The sequence below is a fragment of the Pseudomonas sp. S1(2024) genome, assembly GCF_046557535.1.
This window is the reverse complement of record NZ_JBKGFP010000066.1, coordinates 21,825-46,983: the sequence shown is the minus strand read 5'-3', so window position 1 is coordinate 46,983 and position 25,159 is coordinate 21,825. Positions and strand designations below refer to the sequence as shown.

18 protein-coding genes and 1 tRNA gene are annotated in these 25,159 nt (G+C 60.9%); 13 read left to right on the top strand and 6 right to left on the bottom strand.

Translation table 11 applies throughout. From position 1 onward, the window contains the following. Positions 1 to 188: 188 nt before the first annotated feature. A complete protein-coding gene (gene gcvA / locus ACLCGK_RS18090) occupies positions 189 to 1,085 on the bottom strand; it encodes a transcriptional regulator GcvA (protein WP_410952595.1) in 897 nt (298 codons plus the stop codon). A 255-nt stretch (positions 1,086 to 1,340) separates the two neighbouring features. Here gcvA and ACLCGK_RS18085 point away from each other — a divergent pair, with 255 nt between their 5' ends. The 3 genes from ACLCGK_RS18085 to ACLCGK_RS18075 all read left to right on the top strand — a co-directional run bounded on the left by ACLCGK_RS18085 (position 1,341) and on the right by ACLCGK_RS18075 (position 4,065). Beyond that, positions 1,341 to 2,723 carry an amino acid permease gene (locus tag ACLCGK_RS18085; RefSeq protein WP_054572495.1) on the top strand — a complete coding sequence of 461 codons (1,383 nt, stop codon included), beginning with the start codon at positions 1,341 to 1,343 and terminating at the stop codon, positions 2,721 to 2,723. Positions 2,724 to 2,784: 61 nt separating this feature from the next. Beyond that, the gene (locus ACLCGK_RS18080; RefSeq protein ID WP_410952594.1) at positions 2,785 to 3,282 is read left to right on the top strand and encodes a PaaI family thioesterase; all 498 of its coding nucleotides are present in this window, start codon (positions 2,785 to 2,787) and stop codon (positions 3,280 to 3,282) included. An 87-nt stretch (positions 3,283 to 3,369) separates the two neighbouring features. Continuing rightward, entirely contained in the window at positions 3,370 to 4,065 is a 696-nt protein-coding gene (locus ACLCGK_RS18075) for a glutathione S-transferase N-terminal domain-containing protein (protein WP_085614405.1), read from the top strand. Positions 4,066 to 4,197: 132 nt separating this feature from the next. Here the strand turns inward: ACLCGK_RS18075 and ACLCGK_RS18070 are convergent, their stop codons facing one another. Continuing rightward, positions 4,198 to 5,814 (bottom strand): inorganic phosphate transporter, encoded by a 1,617-nt coding sequence (locus ACLCGK_RS18070; RefSeq protein WP_410952593.1) that lies wholly within the window; start codon positions 5,812 to 5,814, stop codon positions 4,198 to 4,200. A 128-nt stretch (positions 5,815 to 5,942) separates the two neighbouring features. On the opposite strand from ACLCGK_RS18070, the gene ACLCGK_RS18065 reads away from it, so the two are divergent. The 7 genes from ACLCGK_RS18065 (at position 5,943) to ACLCGK_RS18035 (ending at position 10,675) form a co-directional block, all read left to right on the top strand. Continuing rightward, positions 5,943 to 6,329, top strand: a complete 387-nt coding sequence (locus ACLCGK_RS18065; protein ID WP_410952592.1) for a DUF488 domain-containing protein — start codon at positions 5,943 to 5,945, stop codon at positions 6,327 to 6,329. A gap of 142 nt (positions 6,330 to 6,471) precedes the next feature. Beyond that, on the top strand, positions 6,472 to 6,903 hold the full coding sequence (locus tag ACLCGK_RS18060) for a GNAT family N-acetyltransferase (protein WP_075045798.1): 432 nt from the start codon (positions 6,472 to 6,474) through the stop codon (positions 6,901 to 6,903). 117 nt (positions 6,904 to 7,020) lie between these two features. Beyond that, entirely contained in the window at positions 7,021 to 7,410 is a 390-nt protein-coding gene (locus ACLCGK_RS18055) for a helix-turn-helix domain-containing protein (RefSeq protein ID WP_410952591.1), read from the top strand. Positions 7,411 to 7,473: 63 nt separating this feature from the next. Continuing rightward, positions 7,474 to 8,112, top strand: a complete 639-nt coding sequence (gene uvrY, locus ACLCGK_RS18050) for a UvrY/SirA/GacA family response regulator transcription factor (protein ID WP_015271036.1) — start codon at positions 7,474 to 7,476, stop codon at positions 8,110 to 8,112. 6 nt (positions 8,113 to 8,118) lie between these two features. Continuing rightward, positions 8,119 to 9,942, top strand: coding sequence for an excinuclease ABC subunit UvrC (uvrC, locus tag ACLCGK_RS18045; RefSeq protein ID WP_013973365.1), 1,824 nt, complete (start codon positions 8,119 to 8,121; stop codon positions 9,940 to 9,942). A 32-nt stretch (positions 9,943 to 9,974) separates the two neighbouring features. Next, the gene (pgsA, locus tag ACLCGK_RS18040; RefSeq protein WP_025339908.1) at positions 9,975 to 10,535 is read left to right on the top strand and encodes a CDP-diacylglycerol--glycerol-3-phosphate 3-phosphatidyltransferase; all 561 of its coding nucleotides are present in this window, start codon (positions 9,975 to 9,977) and stop codon (positions 10,533 to 10,535) included. A 64-nt stretch (positions 10,536 to 10,599) separates the two neighbouring features. Beyond that, positions 10,600 to 10,675, top strand: a tRNA-Gly gene (locus tag ACLCGK_RS18035). A 2,620-nt stretch (positions 10,676 to 13,295) separates the two neighbouring features. On the opposite strand, the gene tssC is transcribed toward ACLCGK_RS18035, so the two are convergent. After that, positions 13,296 to 14,741, bottom strand: coding sequence for a type VI secretion system contractile sheath large subunit (tssC, locus tag ACLCGK_RS18030; protein WP_410952590.1), 1,446 nt, complete (start codon positions 14,739 to 14,741; stop codon positions 13,296 to 13,298). A gap of 17 nt (positions 14,742 to 14,758) precedes the next feature. Further along, positions 14,759 to 15,262 carry a type VI secretion system contractile sheath small subunit gene (gene tssB / locus ACLCGK_RS18025; protein ID WP_003258364.1) on the bottom strand — a complete coding sequence of 168 codons (504 nt, stop codon included), beginning with the start codon at positions 15,260 to 15,262 and terminating at the stop codon, positions 14,759 to 14,761. A 360-nt stretch (positions 15,263 to 15,622) separates the two neighbouring features. On the opposite strand from tssB, the gene vasI reads away from it, so the two are divergent. The 3 genes from vasI to tssM are packed head-to-tail and all read left to right on the top strand — an operon-like array spanning position 15,623 to position 21,256. Further along, the gene (gene vasI, locus ACLCGK_RS18020) at positions 15,623 to 16,195 is read left to right on the top strand and encodes a type VI secretion system-associated protein VasI (RefSeq protein ID WP_410952589.1); all 573 of its coding nucleotides are present in this window, start codon (positions 15,623 to 15,625) and stop codon (positions 16,193 to 16,195) included. Continuing rightward, positions 16,183 to 17,673, top strand: a complete 1,491-nt coding sequence (gene tssA, locus ACLCGK_RS18015) for a TssA family type VI secretion system protein (protein WP_410952588.1) — start codon at positions 16,183 to 16,185, stop codon at positions 17,671 to 17,673. The genes vasI and tssA overlap by 13 nt, the downstream gene beginning before the upstream one ends. Continuing rightward, positions 17,648 to 21,256: a type VI secretion system membrane subunit TssM gene (gene tssM, locus ACLCGK_RS18010; RefSeq protein ID WP_410952587.1), complete on the top strand. Its 3,609-nt coding sequence runs from the start codon at positions 17,648 to 17,650 to the stop codon at positions 21,254 to 21,256. Before tssA ends, tssM begins: the two co-directional genes overlap by 26 nt. Positions 21,257 to 21,286: 30 nt before the next feature. Here tssM and ACLCGK_RS18005 read toward each other — a convergent pair whose 3' ends face one another. Both ACLCGK_RS18005 and ACLCGK_RS18000 read right to left on the bottom strand, forming a co-directional pair. Next, on the bottom strand, positions 21,287 to 22,876 hold the full coding sequence (locus ACLCGK_RS18005) for a methyl-accepting chemotaxis protein (RefSeq protein WP_410952586.1): 1,590 nt from the start codon (positions 22,874 to 22,876) through the stop codon (positions 21,287 to 21,289). Beyond that, positions 22,873 to 25,119, bottom strand: a complete 2,247-nt coding sequence (locus tag ACLCGK_RS18000) for a putative bifunctional diguanylate cyclase/phosphodiesterase (protein WP_061551119.1) — start codon at positions 25,117 to 25,119, stop codon at positions 22,873 to 22,875. The genes ACLCGK_RS18005 and ACLCGK_RS18000 overlap by 4 nt, the downstream gene beginning before the upstream one ends. Between the last annotated feature and the right edge of the window lie 40 nt (positions 25,120 to 25,159).

Below are 25,159 nucleotides of genomic sequence, written 5' to 3'. Positions count from 1 at the left end.
AGGTTATTCCGCAAACGAATTATTCGATTGCGGTCATTCCCTGGATTCGTGAACTGGCTGATTTTTGTATCTGCCATTCCGGCCCTATCGCCGGCAAGCCAGCTCCCACAGGTAAGGCACAGGTCTTGATGGCTGTGGAGTACTTGTGGGAGCTGGCTTGCCGGCGATAGGGCCAGTGCAGGAAGTAATCAATCCCCCTCGGCCACCCGCTCCCGAATCCACTGCACGAAGGCCCTGATCTTGGGCACTTCGGCCGCATGCTCGGCATGGGCGATGAAGTGCCGGCCATTGCTCGCCACCGGGTGGTCCCAGGCCACCACCAGCTTGCCCTCGCTCAGCTCTTCGGCCACCAGGTAGCGCGGAATCAGGGCGATGCCGCAGCCGGCAATGGCCGCGCGGATGCACAGGTAGAACGTGTCGAAGCGGGGGCCGTGGTAGCTGTTCTGGCTATGCAGCCCCAGCCCCAGGAACCATTCGTGCCAGGCCTCCGGGCGCGACACGCACTGCAGCAGGCGGTGTTCGGTCAGCGCCTGGGCGCTGTCGAACCGGTGGTTGGCCAGCAGCTGCGGGCTGCACACTGGCACCACTTCCTCGCTGAACAGTTCGATGCAGGTTGCCCCGGGCCAGGTGCCCTGGCCGAAGAAAAACGCAATGTCGGCCTTGGCCTGCACCAGGTCGAACGGCTCCAGCTCATTGCGGATATCCAGGTGAATGCGCGGGTAGCGGTCGCCAAAACCCTTCAGCCGGGGTACCAGCCAGCGCGCGCCGAAGGTGGGCTGGGTGGCGATGCGCAGCACTTCGGTCTCGTCGCCGTAGCTGAGGATGTAGCGGCTGGAAATGTCGATCTGGGTGAGGATCTTGTTCACTTCGGTGAGGTACAGCGCGCCAGCCGGGGTCAGGTGCAGGCGCCGGCGAATGCGCTGGAACAGCGAGTGCGACAGCATGTCCTCGAGCTGCGCCACCTGCTTGCTGACGGCGCTCTGGGTCAGGTGCAGTTCCTGGGCCGCGCGGGTGAAGCTGAGGTGGCGGGCGGCCGCTTCGAAGCACTGAAGGGCGGTGGTCGAAGGCATCAGGCGTTTGGACATGACGGGCAAATACCGAGCAAAAAAGGAAGGAGTTCATTCCATAACGGAATCATGTGTTTCGAAAAGGTCGTTTGTTGACCTCGGCCTATAGATTAATACTGACCTGGATCAACGATTACAACCGGTCGTGCGAAGAGGAGGTCAGTACCCGCTTCCGGCATCTGCAAAACAACAAAAACGAACATCAGAAATTTATAAGAATTCTGCTCCAGTCTTCAGCCGCCCCGCTGCGGCCGACCCATTCGAGGGTTCTTCATGGCTTCGCCAAACAACAACAAACAGCGCTCCCTGCAGCACGGCCTGACGTCCCGTCAGGTATCCATGATCTCCATCGCCGGCATCATCGGCGCCGGCCTGTTCATCGGTTCTTCCAACGCCATCGCCACCGCCGGCCCGGCCATCCTCATCTCCTACGCCATGACTGGCCTGCTGGTCTTGCTGGTGATGCGCATGCTGGGCGAAATGGCCATCGCCAACCCCAACAGCGGCTCGTTTTCCACCTATGCCTCCGAAGCCATCGGCCCTTGGGCGGGCTTTACCATCGGCTGGCTGTACTGGTGGTTCTGGGTACTGATCATTCCGGTCGAGGCCATTGCCGGCGCCGACATCCTGCATGCCTACTTCCCTGGCGTGCCGTCGTGGCTGTTCGCCTTCCTGATCATGCTGGTGCTGTCGGGTACCAACCTGATCAGCGTGAAGAATTTCGGTGCCTTCGAGTACTGGTTCGCGCTGGTCAAGGTGGTGGCGATCATCGCCTTCATCGTGGTCTGCAGCCTGGCGGTATTCGGCGTCTGGCCGCTGGCCGAGGTGTCCGGGGTCAGCCGGTTGTGGGACAACGGCGGCTTCATGCCCAACGGTTTCGGCACCGTGCTCGGTGGCGTGCTGATCACCATCTTCTCGTTCTTCGGCGCCGAAATCGTCACCATTGCCGCTGACGAAACCGCCAATCCGAAAGACAAGATCCGCCGCGCTACCAACCTTGTTGTGTACCGCATCGCCATCTTCTACCTGGCGTCGATCTTCCTTGTGGTGTCGCTTGTGGCGTGGAACGACCCGGGCCTCAAAGCGGTAGGTTCGTTCCAGCGCGTGCTGGAAGTGCTGAACGTGCCGGGCGCCAAGCTGCTGGTGGATATCGTGGTGCTGGTTGCCGTGACCAGTTGCATGAACTCGGGCCTGTACACTGCGTCGCGCATGCTCTATTCGCTGGGCGCCCGTGGCCAGGCGCTGAGCGTTACCAAGCGTATCTCCGGCTCGGGCGTACCGACCGTGGCGGTCATCTTCTCGACCCTGGCCGGCTTTGCCGGGTGCTTCGTCAACTATGTGTTCCCGGGCAAGGTATTCGGCTTCCTGCTGTCCACCACCGGCGCCATCGCCTTGCTGGTGTACCTGGTGATTGCCGTTTCGCAGCTGCGCATGCGGGCCCGTGCCGAGCGCGAAGGGCGGCCGCTGGAGCTGAAGATGTGGCTGTTCCCATGGCTGACCTGGCTGGTGATCGGCACCATCGTCATGGTGCTGGGCTACATGCTGTTCAGCGATGCCTACCGCTACGAGACGCTGATGACCGCCGGGGTGACCGCGTTCATCCTGCTGGTTTCGCTGACCCAGCGGCGCGCCAGGGTGGTTGCCCAGACGGCCTGATGTTTCTGTTTTAATGTGGGGGCGTTGCGCGCCCCCCCATATCAATAAGCACAGGAAGCGTATGAACGACCACTCCCTTTCCCTCCAGGCCCTCGCCGCACCCGACGGCACTTGCTACGGCTGCGGTTGTTCCCACCCCAGCGGCCTGCACCTGCAAAGCCACTGGGACGTCGACGGCATCCACCTGGTGTGCCGGCACGCGCCCGACAGCACCTTCATCGGCTGGCCCGGCCTGGTCTACGGCGGGCTGCTGGCGATGCTGGTCGACTGCCACTCCAACTGGACGGCAATGGCTTACCACTACCGCAACGAAGGTCGCGAAGCGGGCAGCCTGCCGCGCATCGACTGTGTCACTGGCAGCCTTGGCCTGAACTACCTCAAGCCCACGCCCATGGGGGTCGAATTGTTGCTCAAGGCGCGTGTGGAAGGTGAGGTGGGGCGCAAGACCCGGGTGCTCTGCGAAGTCTGGGCCGACGATGTGCTGACAGTGACTGCCGACTCGGTGTTCGTTCGCGTCGATACCGAAAAGCTCAAGCTCAAGGCCCACGGCCAGGCCTGAACCGCCGGTGCTGATGAGTGGTCGGTGATGGTCAGCGGCCGGGGATGTCTCTAGAGTGAGAGGTTCATTCCCCAGGCCAGGTTGATCATGACCGATCTCAGTGCTTTCCCCATTACCCGCAAGTGGCCCGCCAGACACCCCGAGCGCCTGCAGCTGTATTCGTTGCCGACGCCCAACGGCGTCAAGGTGTCGATCATGCTCGAAGAGATCGGCCTGGCCTATGAGCCGCACAAGGTCAGCTTCGACAACGATGACCAGCTGAGCCCCGAGTTCATCTCGCTCAGCGCCAACAACAAGATCCCCGCCATCCTCGACCCCAATGGCCCGGGCGGCCAGCCGCTGCCGCTGTTCGAGTCGGGGGCGATTCTGCAGTACCTGGCAGAGAAGAGCGGCCAGTTGCTCAGCCAGGACCCGGCCCAGCGTTACCAGACCTTGCAGTGGTTGATGTTCCAGATGGGTGGGATCGGGCCGATGTTTGGCCAGGTCGGGTTCTTCCATTTCTTTGCTGGCAAGGAATACGAGGACAAGCGCCCGCGGGACCGTTATGTCAACGAGTCCAAGCGCCTGCTCGGTGTTCTGGACCGGCATCTGAAAGGCCGGGAATGGATGGTCGACGAGTACAGCATTGCCGATATCGCGATCTTCCCGTGGGTGCGTAACCTGGTTGAGCGTTACAACGCCCGAGACCTGGTTGGCTTCGATCAGTTCAAGGAAGTGCAGCGGGTGCTCGCGGCGTTCCTCGAGCGGCCGGCCGTGCAACGCGGGCTGAAAATTCCAGGTTGAGGTTGGCTGTAAGGGCCCTATCGCCGGCAAGCCGGCTCCCACAGGTAATGCACAGGGCTTGAGGTCTGTGGTGTTCCTGTGGGAGCTGGCTTGCCGGCGATAGGGGCAGTGAAGGCGAAACTGTTTTCAGGCTCAGAAGATGTGGTGCAGCAGCCAGTACAGGCTGCCGGCCAACAGCATCGCTGCCGGCAAGGTCAGCACCCAGGCCATCAGCAGGTTGACCAGCGTGCGCTTCTGAATCCCCGACCCGTTGGCCACCATGGTCCCGGCCACCCCGGAACTCAGTACATGGGTAGTCGACACCGGCAACCCGAACATGTCCGCCGCACCAATGGTGCACATTGCCACCACTTCGGCCGAAGCCCCCTGGGCATAGCTGAGGTGGGTCTTGCCGATCTTCTCGCCTACCGTCACCACGATGCGCCGCCAGCCGACCATGGTGCCCAGCCCCAGTGCGATGGCCACGGCCACTTTCACCCACAGCGGGATGTAGCGGGTGGCGTCGTCCAGCTGGGTCTTGAACAGCAGCACCTGGCTGCGTGTACCTGCATCGAATACCACCAGCTGGTTCTTCTCGATCAGGCGGATGGCTTCGCTGGTCAGGTACATGTCGTTGCGCACGTTGGCCATGGCTTCGGCCGGTACCCGCTTGAGCGAGCCATAACCTTTGACCTCTTCGCCGATCATGCCGGTCAGTGCCGCCAGCGCCGGTATCAGTTGCGGGTTGGCCCTGGGCTCGGCAATGAACGTGGTCAGCACCTGGCGTGGGTCGGCCGGTGCTGCTTGCGGGGCGCCGCGCACCAGTGCCTGGCGGGTTACCTCGGCGACCGCGGAAAACTGCAGGGCCTGTTCATTGGGCATGGTCTTGTTCAATGCGTAAGCCATCGGCAGGGTGCCAACCAGGATCAGCATGATCAGGCCCATGCCTTTCTGGCCGTCGTTGGAGCCGTGAGCAAAGGACACCCCGGTGCAGGTCAGGATCAGTACGCCGCGGATCCACCACGGTGGCGGTGTCTGGCCTTCCGGCGCCTGGTACAGCGCCTTGCGCTTGACCAGCGCGCGCAGTGCCAGCAGCAACAGGGCGGCACAGGCAAAGCCGAGCAGTGGCGAGAACAGCAGGGCATAACCGACCTTGCTGGCCTGGGCCCAGTCCACGCCACTGGTGCCGTCGCGCCCATGCATCAGGGCATTGGCCACGCCCACGCCGATGATCGAACCGATCAGGGTGTGCGAGGATGAGGCCGGCAGGCCCAGCCACCAGGTGCCGAGGTTCCAGATGATCGCCGCCAGCAGCAGGGCGAAGACCATGGCGAAGCCGGCCGAGGAGCCGACCTGCAGAATCAGCTCCACCGGCAGCAGGGCGATGATGCCGAACGCCACCGCGCCACTGGAAAGCAGCACGCCGAGGAAGTTGCACAGCCCGGACCAGACCACGGCGACGGGGGCAGGCAACGAGTGGGTGTAGATAACGGTGGCCACTGCGTTGGCGGTGTCATGGAAGCCATTGACGAACTCGAAGCCCAGGGCAATCAGCAACGCCAGGCCCAGCAGCAGGAATGGTGTGACCGTGGTTATTACCGTGCCGCTGGCCGTCACATCCTGTTTAAGGCTCCAGGCGGTGTAGGCAATGCCGGCCAGCAACAGGCCGAAGAACAACACCAGGGTGGCACGCCCGGGCTTGTGGGCAAGTTGCGGGCGGGCATCGCGTTCGGCCAGTTGCGGCAGACTGGCCAGTGAAGGGGTTGCCATGATGGCTCCGGTTGGGGTGTGGCAAGGGTGCCGAAGGCCTTGAGCATAGAAACAATTCGTAACCTGGCCGTGACCTCGATCAATGATTTATCTAGGCTCAAGACGGACGGTAGTGGCAGGAGAAACCCATGATTCGCTGCAAGCGTGTCTACGATGCGGTTGAGCAAGACGACGGCCAGCGCGTGCTGGTCGATCGCCTTTGGCCGCGTAACAAGCGCAAGGAAGACCTGCACGCGCAGTGGTTGCGCGAAGTTGCACCCTCGGATGAGTTGCGCAAGGCGTTTCACCAGGGTGAAGTGGATTTCGCCGGCTTCACCAAGCGTTACCAGCAAGAGCTGGCGGCCCACCCCGAGCACTGGTACCCGCTGCTGGACCTGGCCGGAAAGGGCACGCTGACATTGCTTTATGCGGGCAAGGATACCGAGCACAACAATGCCCGGGTGTTGGCTGAATGGCTGGAGGACGAACTGGATCGCCGTGGGCCCGGTAGTTCGCCCGTGTGCTATGCCCCATGATTGATATTAGTTGTGTTGGCCCCATCGCCGGAAAGCCAGCTCCCACAGGTACGGTGCTGCCTTCAAGGCTATCGCCGTACCTGTGGGAGCTGGCTTGCCGGCGATGAGGCCGGGCCTGGCAAACCGAAGAGTATGAAATGTGATGTCACTGAAACTGACCCCCGCCAACGACACCCACCGCACCTTCGCCCGCGACCTCACGCGCCGCGCCATGCTGCCGTACTACCGCGAATATGACCTGCTGTGGCTAGAGGAAGCCTTCGACGAAGCCTGGGGCTGGCGCGAGCAGTGGCTGGTGACCGAAGGCGACGCCGTACTCGGCTTCTGCAGCCTCAGCCAGGACCGCCAGGCGCTGTTCATCCGCGAGTTGCACCTGCTACCCGAGCACCGAGGGCGTGGGGTCGGCAGCTGGGTGCTGGAGCAGTTGGCACTGTGGGCCCGCCAGCGGCACCTGCCGCTGCTGCGGCTGATGGTGTTTCGCAGCAACCCGGCGCGTGTGCTCTACCAGCGCCACGGCTTCGTCGAAATGGGTGAGGACGAATGCTTTGTGCGCATGCAGCGCACGATCGACTAATAGCTCAATGATGGCTTGTCGCGACTGGTGAGCATCGGCATAGTGACCTCAGGCGTTCACGGCCGCCTGCAGGTGGGTAGGCCGTACATGAGTGTGATCAGGGATAAGGAGCCCCCCATGAATGGAATCGGTCCGCGGCTGCGGGAAGAGCGAGAACGTCTGGGGATGACCCAGCGCGTGTTTGGCGATATCGGCGGTGTCGAACCCAATGCCCAGGGCAAATACGAGAGTGGTGAACGCTCGCCGCGGCTCGATTACCTGGCGGCATTGGCAACCCGGGGCGTGGATGCACTCTATGTGCTCAGCGGTATCCGCACCCCGGCACCGCTCGAGGGGCTGAGCGCCGATGAGTCCGGTTTGCTGGGGGCTTTCCGGCAGTTGTCGTTCGACGATCAGGCGGCACTCTGGCACTTGTTGCGGCGTTTGACCAACAACGACAAATCCCGGCAGACAGTGAGGCCGCTTACGGTTGAACGTCAGGCGTTTCTTACAGAAGGAATGCGTTAGGTCCGCCGTGAAAAATTTTGTTAAGGTGGCGGGATCCAATCGCCCTGCTGACGAGGTGTGTGCTTGATTAGGGTCTTAGTGGTCGACGATCACGATCTGGTACGAACCGGTATTACACGCATGCTGGCCGACATCGATGGCCTGCAGGTGGTGGGTGAGGGCGATTCGGGCGAGTCGGCGCTCAGGCTGGCCCGTGAACTGAAGCCGGATGTGGTGCTGATGGATGTGAAAATGCCCGGCATCGGCGGCCTGGAGGCCACCCGCAAGCTGCTGCGCAGCCACCCGGACATCAAGGTGGTTGCCGTGACCGTGTGCGAGGAAGACCCGTTCCCCACGCGCCTGCTGCAGGCCGGCGCTGCTGGCTACCTGACCAAGGGCGCCGGCCTTGACGAAATGGTCCAGGCCATCCGCCTGGCCTTCGCCGGCCAGCGCTACATCAGCCCCCAGATTGCCCAGCAGATGGCGCTGAAACCATTCCAGCCACAGGGCTCGCCGTTCGATGCCTTGTCGGAACGGGAAATCCAGATTGCCCTGATGATAGTCGGCTGCCAGAAAGTGCAGATCATCTCCGACAAGTTGTGCCTCTCGCCCAAGACCGTCAATACTTACCGTTATCGGATCTTTGAAAAACTCTCGGTCACCAGCGACGTCGAACTGACCTTGCTGGCCGTTCGCCACGGTATGGTCGACGCAAGCCTGTAAAACCTCATGTCCCAAGTTTTCGATGCCAGCGCATTCCTGGCTACCTGCAGTGGTCGCCCGGGCGTCTACCGGATGTTCGACGGCGAAGCCCGGCTGCTTTACGTGGGCAAGGCCAAGAACCTCAAGAAGCGCCTGGCCAGCTATTTCCGCAAGACCGGCCTGGCGCCCAAGACCGCCGCGCTGGTGGCCCGCATCGCCCAGGTCGAAACCACCATCACCGCCAACGAAACCGAGGCGCTGCTGCTGGAGCAGAACCTGATCAAGGAGTGGCGGCCGCCGTACAACATCCTGCTGCGCGATGACAAATCCTACCCCTACGTGTTCCTTTCCGACGGCGAGTTTCCGCGGCTGGGCATTCACCGTGGGGCGAAGAAGGCCAAGGGCCGCTACTTTGGCCCGTACCCCAGCGCCGGCGCCATTCGCGAAAGCCTCAGCCTGCTGCAAAAGGCCTTTTCGGTGCGCCAGTGCGAAGACAGCTACTACGCCAACCGCACCCGGCCATGCCTGCAGTATCAGATCAAACGCTGCAAAGGGCCCTGCACGGGCCTGGTGACCGCCGAGGAATATGCCGAGGATGTGCGCCACTCGGTGATGTTCCTCGAAGGGCGTAGCCAGCAACTGGGCAACGAGCTCAATGCCGAGATGGAGAAGGCCGCCATGGCCCTCAATTTCGAGAAGGCCGCCGAGTTGCGCGACCAGATCGCCTTGCTGCGCCGCGTCCAGGACCAGCAGTACATCGAAGGCGGCAGCGGCGACGTTGACGTTATCGCCGCCTTCGTCAACCCCGGTGGCGCCTGCGTGCACCTGATCAGCGTGCGTGGCGGGCGGGTGCTGGGCAGCAAGAACTTCTTCCCGCAGGTAGGCATCGAGGAGGAGGTGGCCGAAGTGATGGCCGCGTTCCTTTCCCAGTACTACCTGGGCAATGCCGAGCGCGAACTGCCGGGCGAACTGATCGTCAACGTGGTGCACGAAGACTTCGCAGCCATCAGCGAAGCCCTGCAGACCCTGCGTGGCCGCGAGCTGACCATCAGCCACCGGGTACGCGGTACCCGCGCCCGCTGGCAGCAGCTGGCGGTGACCAACGCCGAGCAGGCGCTCAATGCCCGCCTGGCCAACCGCCAGCACATGGCCGCACGTTTCGAGGCCTTGGCCGAGGTGCTGGGCCTGGACGAGGTGCCGCAGCGCCTGGAGTGCTACGACATCAGCCATTCCAGCGGCGAAGCCACCGTGGCCAGCTGCGTGGTGTTCGGCCCCGAAGGCCCGCTCAAGTCCGACTACCGCCGCTTCAACATCGAAGGCGTCACCGCTGGTGACGACTACGCCGCCATGCACCAGGCCCTGACCCGCCGCTACGGGCGCATCAAGGACGGCGAGGGCAAGCTGCCTGACGTGCTGCTGGTGGACGGCGGCAAGGGCCAGCTGAACATGGCCCGTGACGTGATGCAGGAGCTGGGCTTCAGCGACCTGACCCTGCTTGGCGTGGCCAAGGGCGTGACGCGCAAGGCCGGTTTCGAAACCCTGTACCTGAACGACGTGCACCATGAGTTCACCCTCAAGGGCGACTCACCGGCCTTGCACCTGATCCAGCAGATTCGCGACGAGGCCCACCGTTTCGCCATCACCGGCCACCGCGCCCGCCGCGGCAAGGCCCGCCGGGTGTCCAGCCTGGAGGATGTGGCCGGGGTAGGGCCCAAGCGCCGGCGCGACCTGCTGAAACATTTCGGCGGCCTGCAGGAGCTCAACCGCGCCAGTGTCGATGAAATCGCCAAAGCACCCGGCATCAGTAAAAAGCTTGCCGAGTCGATTTATGCCAGCCTGCATAGCGAGTAGAATGCGGGCTCAACTTGCGGCCAGTCGTACCGATGAATATTCCAAACCTGCTCACCGTTCTACGCGTCCTGCTCATCCCGATCTTCATCCTGCTGTTCTATGTGCCCTATCACTGGAGCTACATGGCCGCCAGCAGCGTGTTCGCCGTTGCCGCCGCCACCGACTGGCTGGACGGCTACCTGGCGCGCCGCCTGCAGCAGAGCACGCCGTTCGGTGCCTTCCTCGACCCTGTGGCCGACAAGCTGATGGTGGCGGTGGCCCTGGTGCTGCTGGTGCAGACCCACGCCAACTTCTGGCTGACCCTGCCGGCCGCGGTGATCATCGGCCGCGAGATCGTGGTTTCGGCGCTGCGCGAGTGGATGGCCGAGCTGGGCGCGCGGGCGCATGTGGCGGTGTCCAACCTCGGCAAGTGGAAAACCGCGGCACAGATGCTGGCGCTGGTGATCCTGCTGGGCAACCCGCCGGCGGTGACCTTTTGGGTAATCCTCGGTTACGCGCTGCTGCTGGTGGCGGCGGGGCTGACCCTGTGGTCGATGGTGCACTACCTGCTGGCCGCCTGGCCGCACCTGCGCGAAGGCTCTGAGCAGAAATAAAAGTTTTTTTGAATCAAGGGGTTGACGCTGTTTTAGAAATCGCTAGAATGGCACCCATCACGACGCGGGAATAGCTCAGTTGGTAGAGCACGACCTTGCCAAGGTCGGGGTCGCGAGTTCGAGTCTCGTTTCCCGCTCCAAATATAGATTTACAGGGTTCTTTGGAAGTCTGTAAATCATTGAAAAAAGACGCTTCGGCGTCTTTTTTCGTTTCAGTCAGATCCATCAGGATCCATGGGCATTCGGGCCTTTCCAGGCTTTGTACGAAATCCCAAATAACCCAATCACCGCCCCGAACGCTGAAACTTTGCAGAATTCCCCGGCATCGACGGAAACCTATTCGACGGACCGAAGCTCCACGGCCTGATCAAGCACAACCGTGTGCTGGTCTATCAGGACAAGCGCTACCGCTATGACCGATTTGGGCGTATGTGTGAAAAACGAATCGGCAGCCATCTAGTGCAGCGCTTCGAGTATGACGCCGAGCAGCGGTTGGTATGCGTGGAGCAAGCGCGATACGGGGAGACCGAACGCATTGTGTTCGGCTACGACCCTCTGGGGCGGCGGATCAGCAAGGCGGTGTACAGGCACGGCGAAGCCGAGCCGGTACGCCATACGCTGTTTCACTGGCAGGGGTTGCGGTTACTGCAGGAGGTGCAAAGCGGGCTGCCCAGCCTTTTTGTCCATGCGAGTTTGTACGGCTATGGGCCGTTGGTACGCATAGACGGGAAACCGGGTCAGGAAGACATACAGTATTTCCACACCAACTTGGCCGAGTTGCCCGAGCAGTTGACGGATGAACAGGGCCATACACTCTGGCGCAGTGACTATCAGGGTTGCCAGCCTTGTCGTACTTGAAATCCTCAACCTGTGTCGCTCGCCAGTTGGGGCGAGACTGGTGAGTACTCTGTAGCTGCTCGTTCGGGTCGTAGCCATAACGGTTGTTACCGGTGTAGCTCTTGCCTGTGTTAGGTGAACGATGAAAATGGCCAATAATCTGCTCAAGATGCGCGATGTCATCAGCTGCAATGTCGCCAAAGCTACTACGTTGGGTCTGGGTCAATACCTCAGCAATCAGGTTGTCTCTGTTGTCATAGCGGTAACTCTTCTCCAGCAACGGCAGCACTTCAACCGAAGCATCGCGATAGTGAATGGCCTTGCTGCTCAGTCGCCCGCTCTGGTCATAGCGGGTACGTGTGATCAGGCTTCCCTGGGTGCGCAATACTTCGTCGTGCACCGCATCGCGCTCGAAGTCACTGATGACCCGGCCGTTCAGGTTGATCTGATGAAGGTGCCCACTGCCGTAGTGCAGGTAGTTCAGTTGACGCTGGTCAGGCAGTGTCAACGTCTGCAGATTGCCCAGTTCGTCATAGCGGTATTGCAGCAGCCCGGCACTGTTGGTTTCGCTGAGCAACTGCCCGTTCGCGTCATAGGTGTAATCAAGCTGCTGTTGCTCACCCTGGTTGTCCGTGAACGTGATGGACAACAGGTTGTCGGCGGTGTCGTAGCTGTAGTCGGTGATGCCATCCTCGGTGCGTTTGCTCAGCAGACGGCCAACGGCATCACGTTGGAAATCATGGCGAATCGAAGTGGCCCGTGTCGGCGGGGCGTTGCCGGAGAGGGGTGGCTGTTCGTATGAAGAGGGGACATGGGTTAGGCTGGTGACACCGTCGAGTGTGTCGTACTCGTATATCCGGCCACTTCCATCCAGATCTTGTTGTGCCACCAGGCGGTCAAGTTTGTCCCAGCCAAACGTGTAGGACTCTTCATTCTCGTTGGTGAGTTGCAGCAGGCGACCATAGGCGTCGTAGCGAAACTTCACGCTGTACCCCATGGCATCGGTGCGTTTTACCAGGCGGCCGCTGCGGTCATAGCGAAACTGCAAGATCTTTTGCGCGGGATCGATGTAGCGCGTCAGCTGGCCGGCGGTATCAACTTCGTAGCGGTCGATACGACCATCGGGTCGTTCGCTTTCTATGAGATAGCCGCGAGCGTCATAGCGGAAGTGGGTCTGCTCTCCGCGGGCATTGATGCTTTCGCTCAGGCGGCCATGCAAGTCGTAGTGGTACAGCGTCTGGTTGTTGCTGCAGTCGCGATAGCTGAGCAACTGGCCACGGGTGTTCCAACCCAGGTGCTTGGTCTTTTCGAGGGCATCGGTTACGCGGGTAACACGTCCTTCCGGGTTGTATTGATACTGTGTGCTCCGGCCCAGTGGGTCCTGCTCCCACAGCAAATTGCCATGAGCATCGTAGCCGTAGCGCCGGGTACGTCCTGCTCCGTCTGTGACCTGAACGGGCAAAGCCCAGTGGCGCAGATAGCTTATGCGTTCGCTTCGCCCAAGCGGGTCACGTGTCTCGATCAGACGCCCGATATCGTCATAGCTGTATCCCCACTCGCCGCCCTGCGGATCAGTTCGTTTGACCAACTGGCCGGCGACGATCTCTGCTTGCCAGCAGTTCCCAAGTGCATCGACATGCTTGTAAACGTCGTACAGCGGGCCCCAGAAATAGCGGTCTATACGTCCCAGTCCGTCTGTTACGAGGGTTTCGCCTTCTTCGAGGTTGTACTCGAACTTGTACTCCTCCCCATCGCTACCCCAGTGACGAACCACCCGCCATTCGTGGTCAGGTTGCGGCTCAAGCAAAGGCGGCAGGCGATAGGGTGTTCCGTCCGCCCGTCTTGGTGTAGGACGTTTTTCAGGAATGGTGTAGCGTGCCCATTCGTACTCGCGGACGGCGCCGCTGGCCAGTTGGTGACGCTTCAGATAGCCCTCTTCGGTATAACCGAAGTTACGCACCACCTGGCCCGTTGCATCCAGAACTTCTTGCAACTGCCCACTGTCGGTATAGCCGTAGCTGACCAGCAGCTCGTTCCGCTCGATAGCGGGCTCTCCTGGTCGGCGACGTACTGCCTGATCCATTTGTTCAGTTCGGACTCAAGGTCCTTGCGCTCTTTCCAGCTACCGATCTGTTCGCGCTGCAGCACCTTGATGTAGTGGGCCAGCCGGTTGACGATGAACAGGTAGGGCAGCTGGGTGCCGAGCTTGTAGTTGGTTTGCGCTTGCAGGCCTTCCGGGGTCTTGGGGAAGTTCTTCGGTTTCTGTACCGAGTTGGCCGAGAAGAACGCGGCGTTGTCGCTGTCCTTGCGCATGGTCAGGGCGATGAAGCCCTCTTCGGCCAGCTCGAACTCCTTGCGGTCGGAGATCAGGACTTCGGTCGGAATCTTGGCCTGCAGCTGACCCAGTGACTCGTACAGGTGCACCGGCAGGTCCTCGACGGCACCACCCGACTGCGGGCCGATGATGTTCGGGCACCAGCGGTAGCGGGCAAAACTGTCATTGATGCAGCTGGCCAGCAGGAAGGCGGAGTTGCCCCACAGATAGTTGTCGTGCCGCCCGGCGATGTCCTCGTCGTAGGTGAAGCTCTGGACCGGGTTTTCTTGCGGGTGATAGGCAGAGCGGAGCATGAATCGCGGCCCGGTCAGCCCGGTATGACGGGCATCCTCGCTTTCGCGGAACGCACGCCACTTGGCATGCCGGGGGCCGGCGAAAATGTCCTTGATCTCCTTCAGATTGGGCAGCTCTTCAAAGCTGCTCAGATTGAAGAACTCAGGAGAGGGCGCCGCGAGAAAAGGTGCGTGTGCCATGGCACCGACCGAGGCCATGTAACTCAGCAGTTTTATATCGGGAGAAGAGGGGCCGAAGCTGTAGTTGCCAACCATCGCAGCAACGGGTTCACCACCAAATTGGCCATAACCTGCGGTGTAAACATGCTTGTATATGCCGCTGCAAGTGATGTCGGCGGCATTCTCGAAGTCATCGAGCAAGTCATCTTTGCTGACATGCAAGACTTCAAGCTTGATGTTCTCGCGGAAGTCGGTTCGGTCGACCAAAAGTTTGAGGCTGCGCCACGCGGATTCAAGTTGCTGAAACTCGGTTTGATGCAGGATGGCATCCATCTGTTTGCTGAGCACCCGATCCAGTTCAGCGATCATCTGGTCGACGCGATGTTTGTTGATGAGTTGATCAGGGTCATGGCTTTTAAGGATTTCGGCGATAAAAGCAGATACACCCTGGCGAGCGACTTGATAGCCCTCTTGAGTAGGTGCCAACTTGGTTTCTGCCATGATCTGGTCGAGCAGGGTGGCGTTGCTCAGTGGTTCGGTTGTTGTTTCAACCGCGACGGTCGTGCTGTTTTGCTTTGGCATGGGGACGCTCCGTTGTCTCAGTCTTCTTTTGGCGCCTCGAGCACCAGGTCAAGTTCTTCAGCCAGTTGTTTGCGTGCCTGTTCGTTATTCAGCAGGTGCTGCAGTTGCTTGCGGAACGTGGGCACGTTGCCCAGTGGGCCTTTCAGCGCGACCAATGCCTCGCGAAGCTCCAGCAGCTTGTTCAGCTCCGGTACCTGGCGGGCGATGCTGTCTGGCCCGAAATCGTTGATGGACTTGAACTGCAGGTTGACAGCCAGCTCTGCGTCGGGGGCAGTGCTGAGCATGGATGGCACGGACATGGCGAGGCTGACATCGGCGTCGTTCAACACATTGTTGAAACTGTGTTTGTCGATTCGCATGATCGAACGGTCTTCCAGCGCGCGCGCATCATCCAGGCCGAAATCGCCTAGTACCAACATCTTGTGCGGCAGCTCTACCTCGGCTTGTTCGCCGTCGGTGGCCGGTACGTACTTGATGTTTATGCGTTCTTTGGGTGCAACGGAGCCTGAGCTTTTATTCATGGATGTCAGCCTTCGTGAAGTTTGGATATATGTAGGAATCGTCCTACAAAGTTATGTTTAAATTTAAACGTAATTGGAGTCTCGCTATGTGCGTGTAAAAAACCATGCACCGAAAAAATATTGTGCGTCGAGCGTGAAAGTGTAAGGAAATATTTGGTTGTGAATATGATTTTTTCTGTACTAGCCTTTGTTTCGTTTCGGTGCTCCACTATTCGGTAGTTGTGTGGATGACTGCTATTAAATCGTGACTGGCCAGTCGGGTGGCACTGTTGCGATATTTTACGAGTGAGTAAAGCCAATATGATTCTTCGCTATGCATATGGCGTTGGCCTTTCGATGTTGCTCTCCCTGGCGCCAAGTTTGGCAAGCCAGACCAGGGACTGCCCGCAGATCGTCTCCAACGTCGAGCGCTTGGCTTGTTTCGACCAGGCCGCTGGCACCCCGGCACATGTGACGAAACTGCAATGGTCCGCGCCGGAGCAGGATTCGCCCACGCTGCGTCGTGTGATGACCCATGAGGCGGGGCGGTCGCCGGAGGAGCTGACGTTTCGCCTCGAAAAAGGGGATGACGGGCTGATGATCTCGGCGCCCGCAATCGCTTCGGTCGCACCGCACCCCTACCTGGTGATCAGTTGTGTGCAGAACATTTCCAGGTTGCAACTGGTTACCGCACAACCCATCGATGCCGGCCGGGTGAGGGTGCGATTGCAGGGGGAGCGTGGCTCCACCCTCGCTACACCCTGGCAGGTGACGGAGAACGGCCAGGTGCTTGACGCTGGCAGGGGCTTGCCGGGCATCGAGCAGATCAAGCCACTGATCGGGGCCCATCGCATTCAGGTCGAGAGCGACAACCCAGCCGTTGATGGGCTGGTTTTCGACGCTCAGGGGCTGGACCCACTTATCGATGAGGCGCGCAAGGCATGTCGCTGGTAGCAGAGGTCACCGCACAGGAAATTGCCCGGTTGCTTGCCCCCATCGACGCGCAGAACCCTGCCGGTCTGTTCGATGTGGAGAACGAAACCTACCAGGCCATTGACCAGGAAATGGTCAAGCTGGGTGGGCTGCAGGAGCCTTCCATCGACTGGGCCTATATCGAAGAAGCGTCCCGCCAGTACCTGGGCCAGGAGTGCAAGCACCTGCGCATCGTCGCGCACCTGGGTGTCGCTTGGCTGCGCAGCCAATGCTGGGAGCGCTGGGGTTTTACCGTCGCACTGCTGGCCGGCATGGTCGAAGCCTATTGGGAAAGCGCATACCCGAAACCGGGCCCCAAAGGGTTCCTCGGCAAGCGCAAGCTGGTTGGCCTGATGATTAACCGTTTGCTCGTGGCGTTGCCGCGCCTGGACCGCTTCACGTTCAGCCCCGCGCACGCCGCGGCGGCTCAGGGCGCGCTGCAACGCCTGCAACAGCAGCGGGAAGCAGCGCAGCTCGATGAAGCGGCCCTTGGCGAACTGGAGCGCCTGCTACGCAAGCACACGGAGCTTTCAAACGGCCTTGCCGAGCCCACCACGGACAAGCCCCCTGCAAACGCCTTCAAGTCTGCGCCACTGGCCGAGGTCATTGCCACGCCGACGCCCCGTGTGTCGTTGGGCAACGAGCGCGAATCACGAAGGGCCATGCTGACCATGGCCGAGCTGATCAATCAACAGGACCCTTACGATCCTGCTGGCTACCAGTTGCGTCGGTTCGGCTTGTGGGCGCACATCCAGACGCCGCCTCAAACCAGGCAGGGCAACCGCACGGAGCTGATGGCGGTGCCGCAGGACATTGCCGGGGACTATGAAGATGCCATTGCCGCTACTGCAATCGACGCGGCCCTGCTGCAGCGGATCGAAAAGAGCGTGACGGCTTGCCCCTACTGGATTCGCGGCAGCTTTCTGGCAGCGAGCGCTGCCACGCGGCTGGCGATGGGCGAGGTGGCTGAGGCCATTCGCGCTGCAACCGCGCGGTTCGTGCAGCGCATGCCCGCGCTGCAGCAGTTGTGCTTCAGCGACGGCAAGGTATTTGTCGATGACCAATGTCTGGCGTGGCTCAGGGGGGCACAAGGGCAATCCGATTCGGACGCAGCCTCTCAGGAATTCGCCACGTTGCGAGAGGAGCTGGCCTGCCAACTGGAAACCAGCGGCGTGGAAGCGGTGTTGCTCAGGCTGCAGGGCATGCAGGCGGACTTCCGCAGCCTGCGTGAGCGCTGCCATACCACGGTGATCGCGGCTGATCTGCTGGCTGCTCGGGGCGTGTCCTGGCTGGCCCAGGACTTGTGCGCAGGCGTTGCCCGAACGATGCAGGAAACCACCGCCAGCGCCTGGGAGCCTGCGGTGTTTCAACACCTTCAGCAGTACGCGTGCACGGTCCATCAAGGGCTGATTGGAACAAGGAACGGGAGTCAGGATGAATCAACTGTGGAAGCATCTTAAACGTTGGGGCTTGCCCCTGGTGGCCCGTATTGGCCTGGCCATGCCGCTGCTGCTCGGGCTGGGTGCCGCATTGATGCTGGTTGCAATCTGGTGGCTCGGCCCGCAATGGGTCTGGCGCGGGCAGCAGCCGCTGGCTAGCGTGGCGCATCGCGGTTTGGCCAGCCTGGCGCTGGTGTTGGTGCCGCTACTCTGCTGGCTTGTGGTGCTGCGCAGGCGTTTTCGCCGTTTGCAGGCCGAACGCAAGCAGGCGGTGGACGCTGAACTGGACAACGTGTTGCCTTTCGTCCAGGCACAGGAAAAAGCCTTGGACCAAGGGCTGGCACGCTATCTGGACAATGCGGGTGGCAGGCGTGCCTTGTACCGACTGCCGTGGTATCTGGTGGTGGGCGACCAACAGGCCGGCAAGACCAGCTTCATCGACCGTACCGAACAGAGTTTTTCCCTGACCCGCATCGACAAGGCACAAGCGCGAGGCAGGCAAGCGCAGGTGCTGGCTTATCCGATAGGCTGGTGGGTCAGTAACGATGCGGTGATCATCGACCCGCCGGGCGCTTTCGTCCGTCAGGAATCGTTGGCAGGTTCATCAGCCGAGGAGTCAGACACGTCGAAAGCACCACCCGCCACCTCGGCCAGGTTGTGGGAACACATGCTGGGCTGGCTGGTACGTAACCGAAGCCAGAGAGCACTAAATGGCTTGCTGTTGGTCGTTGACCTGCCTGCGCTACTGCATGGCACGCCTGAGCAACGTGTCGCCTTGGCGCATGTGCTACGCACGCGGTTGTATGAAGTGAGCAGTCAGTCGGGCTCGCGCCTGCCGCTGTATGTGGTACTGGCCAAATTCGATCTGCTGGACGGTTTCGACCAGCTGTACGCTGGGCTTCCTGCCGCCATGCGGGAAAACATGCTGGGCTTCACCTTCAAACTGGATGCGGTCGGCACGTTCGATGCCTGGCTGGATGAATATGGCGATCATTACGATCGGTTGATAAGGCAATTGTTTGAACAGGTAGTGGACCGGCTCGATGTATTGGCCGGTGCGCCGTCGCGAGTTCGCTTGTTCTCGTTGCATGCCCAGTTGATCGGGCTGCGTCCGATACTGTTGGCCTTCCTGAAAGAAACCCTCGCAAGTGACCGCTTCACCACGCCTGCATTGGTACGTGGCGTGTACTGGTCGTCGGTCTTGCAGCAGGGCGACATGCTCAATGCGTTCGTGCGTGAGGCGGCACAGCCGTACAAGACCGAGTTTCCACTGCGTGAAGGCAAGGCGCAGGGGCAGGCGCTGGTCTACTTCATTCAGCACGCCTTCCGGCGAGTCATCTACCAGGAGGCCGGCCTTGCCGGGGACAACATCAAGGTAGCGCGCAGCAAACGTCGGTTGCTCTGGGTGGGGTCTGCAGTAGGCGTGCTGGCCTTCAGTGTCGCCATCGCCAGTTGGCAACGCTACTTTGACATCAATGGCGCCAAGGCCGCCAACGTGCTCGCCAAGAGCAGAGAGTACAGTCATCACGAAGTGGACCAGCGTCTGGACCCCACCGGACGCAACCTGCTGGAACCGCTGGACCAGATACGCGATGCCGTGTCGGTGTTTGGCGACTATCGTGCCGCGTGGCCGGGTGTTTCCGACCTAGGCTTGTATCAGGGGCGCGCCATTGGCCCTCGCGTCGATGAGGCCTACCTGAGCTTGCTCTCCAGGCGCTTCCTGCCAGCCTTGGCCAGCGGTGTGATCGATGCCATGGACGCTGCGCCGCCGGGCAGTGAACAGCAGATGGCTGCGCTTCGGGTTTATCGAATGCTGGAGGACCGCCAGAGCCGCCGCCCCGAATGGGTCGAGGACTGGATGGCGCGCCAGTGGCAACAGAAGTTCCCCGGGCAGGGGCAATTGCAAGGCGACCTCATGCGGCACCTGCAGTATGCCTTGGCCTATGCCGATACCGATCTGCCGCAGTATCGCCAGCGTATTGCAGAGGTGCAGCAGGTCCTGCGCAAGGTACCTTTGCCAGAGCGGGTGTACGCGAGCCTGAAACAGCAGGCTGGAGAGCAGTTGAATGCCGGCCTGGACCTGCGTCATCAGGTGGGGCCAGCGTTCGATGTGGTGTATCAGTCGTCTCCTGGCTTCAGGCAGGGCGATGGTGTCCTGATAGCGCCGATGCTCACCGCCAAGGGCTTCAAAGAGTACTTCGAACCACGTAGTCAAAGGTTTGCAGATATGGCCATGATCGACCAGTGGGCACTTGGAGAGCGTGGCCAGCTCGATTACTCGGATGCCGACCGGGAGGCACTGGGCGAGCGGCTACGTAACCTGTACAGCGCCGATTTCATTGACAGTTGGCGTCGTGCCTTGAATGCCTTTTCGGTGGCTGACTTCCACGACCTGGATCATGGCGTAGCGATCCTGCAGCAGTTGACCGGGCCAGCAGCGCCCCTGCATCGGTTGTTGGACACAGTGAGGGACAACACTTCGCTTTCATCAGCCGTTGTCGCTGAGGCAGCCGGGGAGGTCGAAGCGTTGCAGCCGACAAGTGGCAGGCCTGATCAACAACAGGCCTGGGCCATTCAGCGGGCCTTTGCCGGGCTGAGTGCCATGTTGCAGGCAACCGGTGAGAAACCCAGCTACTACGACGAGACTCTTGCTGCCATCGCAGCCGTGCACGACTACGCCAAGGCGGTGCAGGACAGCCCCGACCGAGGCAAGGCCGCGCTGCAGGCCGTGCATCAGCGATTCTCGATGACAGGGCAAGACCCCATCGGCACCCTGCAGCGGGTGGCCACCGGCTTACCGGAACCGATCAACCACCAGGTCAGAAAAATGGCCGATCAAACAGCACAAGTGCTGAATGTCGAAGCCCTGCGCGAGTTGGAACGACGCTGGGACGCCGAGGTGTACAGCTTCTTCCAGCAGCGTCTGGCAGGGCGCTACCCCTTCGTCGTGAAAGCTCCCGACGCCTCGCTGGACGACTTTGAGGCCTTCTTCGGGCCGAAGGGGCGGCTGCAGCAGTTCCATGATCAATACCTGAAGGTCTTCCTGAGGGATAACCTCGAAGCCCTGCAGGCCGGCCAGCAGGGGCAGTCGCTGATCCGCAGTGATGTGCTCGAACAGCTGGAGCAGGCAGATCGTATCCGCGAGACCTTCTTTGATCAGCGCGGCAACCTGAGTGTGCAGTTCAGCATCGAGCCGTTGGGCCTGAGTGCCAACCAGCGTACAAGCTTGCTGGACCTGGACGGCCAATTGATTCCCTACACCCATGGCCCGAGCCAGATCACCGGTATCGTCTGGCCCAATACCTTGGGGCAGCAGGTGCGCAGTAACCTGACCTTGCTCCGGCAGAACGGGAACAGCAGCAGCCTTGAGTACCGTGGCCCCTGGTCGATGTTCCGCTTGCTCAGCCGTGGCTCGCTCAATGGGCGCACGGCGACCAGCGTGGACCTGAGCTTCAGGACCGGCGATGGCGTGATGCGCTACAGGCTTAACGCGCAGAAAGCCTTCAACCCTATAACCCAAGAGCCTTTCAAAGGTTTCCAGTTGCCACGAGGGTTGTTGCAGAAGTCGCCCAAGCTGGGGCCGACCACGCAGGCCGGCTTGTGAGGGTTGGCTTGGGAGTACGGTGCGAACCGGTCACCCATTGCGCTGGCGCCCCCAAAGTTGCGCCGACAGCAGTTGAAGGCGCTCGGCCAGCTTGGCGACATGGGCGGCAGTGGTTCGACTCTGGTTGCTGGCGTGCACGCTTTTCTGGGTGGTTTGACTGATATCGGCCAGGTTGCACTGGATGCTGTCACCCACCGCGCTCTGCTCCTCTACGGCGGCAGCGATCTGCACGCTCATGCCGCTTATTTCATCTACGCGCTGGGTGATCCCGTCCAGCGCCCGGGCAGCCAGCAGTGCCTGTTCTACACTGACACCGGCCTTGCTGTGACTGCGCTGCATCGCAAGCACGGCATCCCCCGTGGAACGCCGCAGGGTGTCGATGGTGCCCTGGATGTGAGCAGTGGATTGCTGAGTCCGCGAAGCCAACCCGCGCACCTCGTCGGCGACCACCGCGAAACCCCGGCCCGCCTCTCCAGCGCGGGCAGCCTCGATGGCGGCGTTGAGGGCAAGCAGGTTGGTCTGTTCGGCGATGCTTTGAATGACCTCGAGTACGCGGTCAATTTCATTGCCATGCTGTTCCAGTTGATGAATCACCAAGCTGGTCTGTTGCACTTCGCTGGCGAGGCTATCAATGTGCTGGCGGGTCTGCTCGACCAGTTGGTGGCCGCGGTCGGATTCCTGGTTGGCCAGGTTCGCGGCGCTGGCGGTGAGCTGAGCGTTGCGCGCCACTTCCTGCACACTGCTGGCCATCTGGGTTATTGCGCTGGCAACCTGGGCAGTTTCCCCCTGCTGGCGGAGGGTCGCGCAATTGTTGTTGTCCACTGCAGAAAGAAGCTCTTCGGCTTCCTTGCTCAACTGGCGGGACGAATCGGCAATGCGTCCGACTATTGCCCGGGTCTCGGCTTCGAGCATTTGCAGGGTGAAATCGATCTGGCCAAACTGGTCGCGGCGGCCGCTGTAGAGAATCTGGCTCAGCGGATTGTCGGCGATATTCCTGGCTTTTCGGGCAAGGGCGTCGAGGGGGCGCAGGCTGAAGCGCAACACGCCGCCAAGCAGCAAGCTCGATAGCGTCATGGAGAAAGCGGCATGGCTCCAGGGCAACGCACCCAGCAAGCCCAAGGCAGCAAAGCACAGCAGGTTCACGCCAGTGCTGGCAAGTGCCAGGCGCATGCCGACGGACAGCCGTGACATACGCAGGCAGTTGGTCTTTTTACCACTACGCAACTGTGCATAGAGATGTTCAGCAGCCTCCACCAGCGCTTTGGCCGGTAGCGTGCGAACCGATTGGTATTCCACTGTTTCGCCATTGCGCTGCATCGGCGTGACATAGGCGCTGACCCAGTAGTGGTCACCGTTCTTGCAGCGATTTTTTACCAGCCCCATCCACGAGCGCCCATCCTTGAGTGTCTGCCACATATGCGCAAAAGCTTCTGGCGGCATGTCCGGGTGGCGCACGATGTTGTGATTGACGCCGAGCAATTCGGCTTCACTGAATCCGCTGATGTTGATGAAGTCGGGATTGACGTAAGTGATGGCGCCCTTTGGGTTGGTTGTTGAAAGAATGTTCGCGTTTGCGCTGAATTCGACGGCACGACCACTGACCGGAAGATTGCTTTTCATTGTTTTTCTCCTGAACTGACAGGTACGCGCCGGGTAACTGCGCTTCCTTCGAAACGGTCTTCTGTGCTGAGCAGGTGTTGTATCTGAGCGGCGGGTTGTGGCCGGCTGAACCAGTAGCCTTGGGCGTAGTGGCAGCCTTCACCGACCACGAATTCGAGTTGCGCCGAACTCTCGATGCCTTCGGCCACTACTTCCAGGCCGAGGCTACGGCCGAGAACGATGATTGCCTGGCTGATCGCGCTCTGTTTGTTCTCGTAAGGAACGCCGGTGATGAAGCTCTTGTCGAGCTTGAGGATGTGCAACGGAAAGCGCGTGAGGTAGCCGAGCGAGGAGTAACCCGTGCCAAAATCGTCCAGCGCCAGCAGAACACCAAGGCTGGTCAGCTCATGCAGACAGGCCAGCGTGTCCATGTCGTCATGCATCAGTTGGCTTTCGGTGATCTCCAGGATCAGGCTGGCGGGAGGCAGGCCGCTTTCTTGCAGGATATCGATCAGCCGGAGGGTGAAGTCGGCTTGTTGCAATTGCGTGCTGGAAATGTTCACCGAGCAGCGCAGGCGCTCATGCCCGGCCAGTTGCCAGGCCCGGGCCTGCCGACAGGCCTGGCGCAGTACCCATTCGCCGACGCGGATGATCTCTCCCGATTCCTCCAGCGCAGGGATGAACTCCAGTGGCGAGATCAGACGTTCGCCATGGCGCCACCGCAACAGCGCCTCGACCCCGGTCACCAGAGGTGTCCCTTGGTCCAGGTGATAGATCGGTTGGTAGTACAGTTCGAATTCATTCTGTTGCAGTGCCTGGCCTAGCGCGGATTCCAGTTCCAGATGCTGCTGCGCGGTATCTTGCAATGTTTCGTCGTAGTGGGCGTACCGCGCCTTGCCGGCAGACTTGGCTCGGTAGAGGGCAAGGTCGGCAGCCTGCAGCACATCCAGGGCTTTGCCATTGTCGTGCAACGGAGCGATGCCGATGCTGGCGCTGACCACCAGGGTTCGACCGTCCATGTGCAGCGGTTGGTGCAGGTTGTCGAGGATGCGTTGGGATATCTGCTCGGCGTCGCGGTCGCAGGTGAGGTCGTGAAGCAAAACGATGAATTCGTCTCCGCCGAAGCGGAACAGTTGGTCAGTGGGGCGCAGCGACTCTTTCAAGCGCCTTGCCACTTCCACCAGCACGCGATCACCGACGTTATGGCCGAGGCTATCGTTGATCAACTTGAAGCGGTCCAGATCGATGAACAGCAGCGCTTCGTAGTCACCGCCCTTGCGCTGCTTCCTGAAGGTCTTCTGCATTTGCTCGTCAAGCCGGATGCGGTTGGCCAGGCCGGTCAACGGGTCGTGCTGGGCGGTATGCTGGAGGCGCTGCTCGGCATCCTTGCGTGCACTGATATCAGACTGCGAGCCAGCCATGCGTAGCTCGCCAGGGTTGGTCATTTCGGCGACCCCTCGCACGAGGACCCAGATGTAGTCGCCGTTGTGCTTGCGGATACGGTACTCGTGGTGAACGGATGATGTCTGCCCTTGAAGATGGGCATCGATGGCATGGCGAAAATCGGGCAGGTCGTCCGGGTGCACGCGACCGAACCAACTGGAACTGCTCTCGCCGATGCTGTCGCGGCTGAGGCCAAGCATGCTGGCCCAACGCTCTGAAACGTAAAGCCGGTCCTGATCGACATGCCAGTCCCACAGCCCGTCGTTGGCACCGCGCAGCGCGCGGGCGAAGCGAGCCTCACTATCTTCCAGCGCCTTGTGCTGGGCCGCACTGTAGGTATCGATGGCCAGCGTCATGTCGAAGAACACTGCCTTCAACAGGCTGGAATACAGCGTGGCATCCGGGCTGTCGCCGAACACGCTTTCAAGCATGTCGTCGAGGTAAAGCCGATAACTGCCGAGATACCACTTCAGCTCCAGGCCGATCTGCTGATGGATCACACCGATGCGCAGGCGGCCGTTGACGTAGGTTTCATCGTAGGGGCCGCTCCACAAGCGCTGGTAATACTCAGCCTGGCTCTGCTTCAAACGGGCGGTGACTTCCGGCGTGCGAAGCAACGCGGACGGCGTGGAAAATTCCGCCAGGTGACGGTACAGATGGTCGACGAAAGCTTGCTGGGACGGGGCCATGTACTGAGCTGCTACGCCTAGTCGTCTGGCATCTTCGGCGCTCCAGTCGAGAAAGCGAAAGCGTTCGACAATCTCCGCATGATCGAGACGGATACGCTTGAGTAATTCCTCGAGGTCTTTTGTCACCTTCATTCACATCCCCCGGTGTTGGAGAAGATTCCTTTTTGCTGAA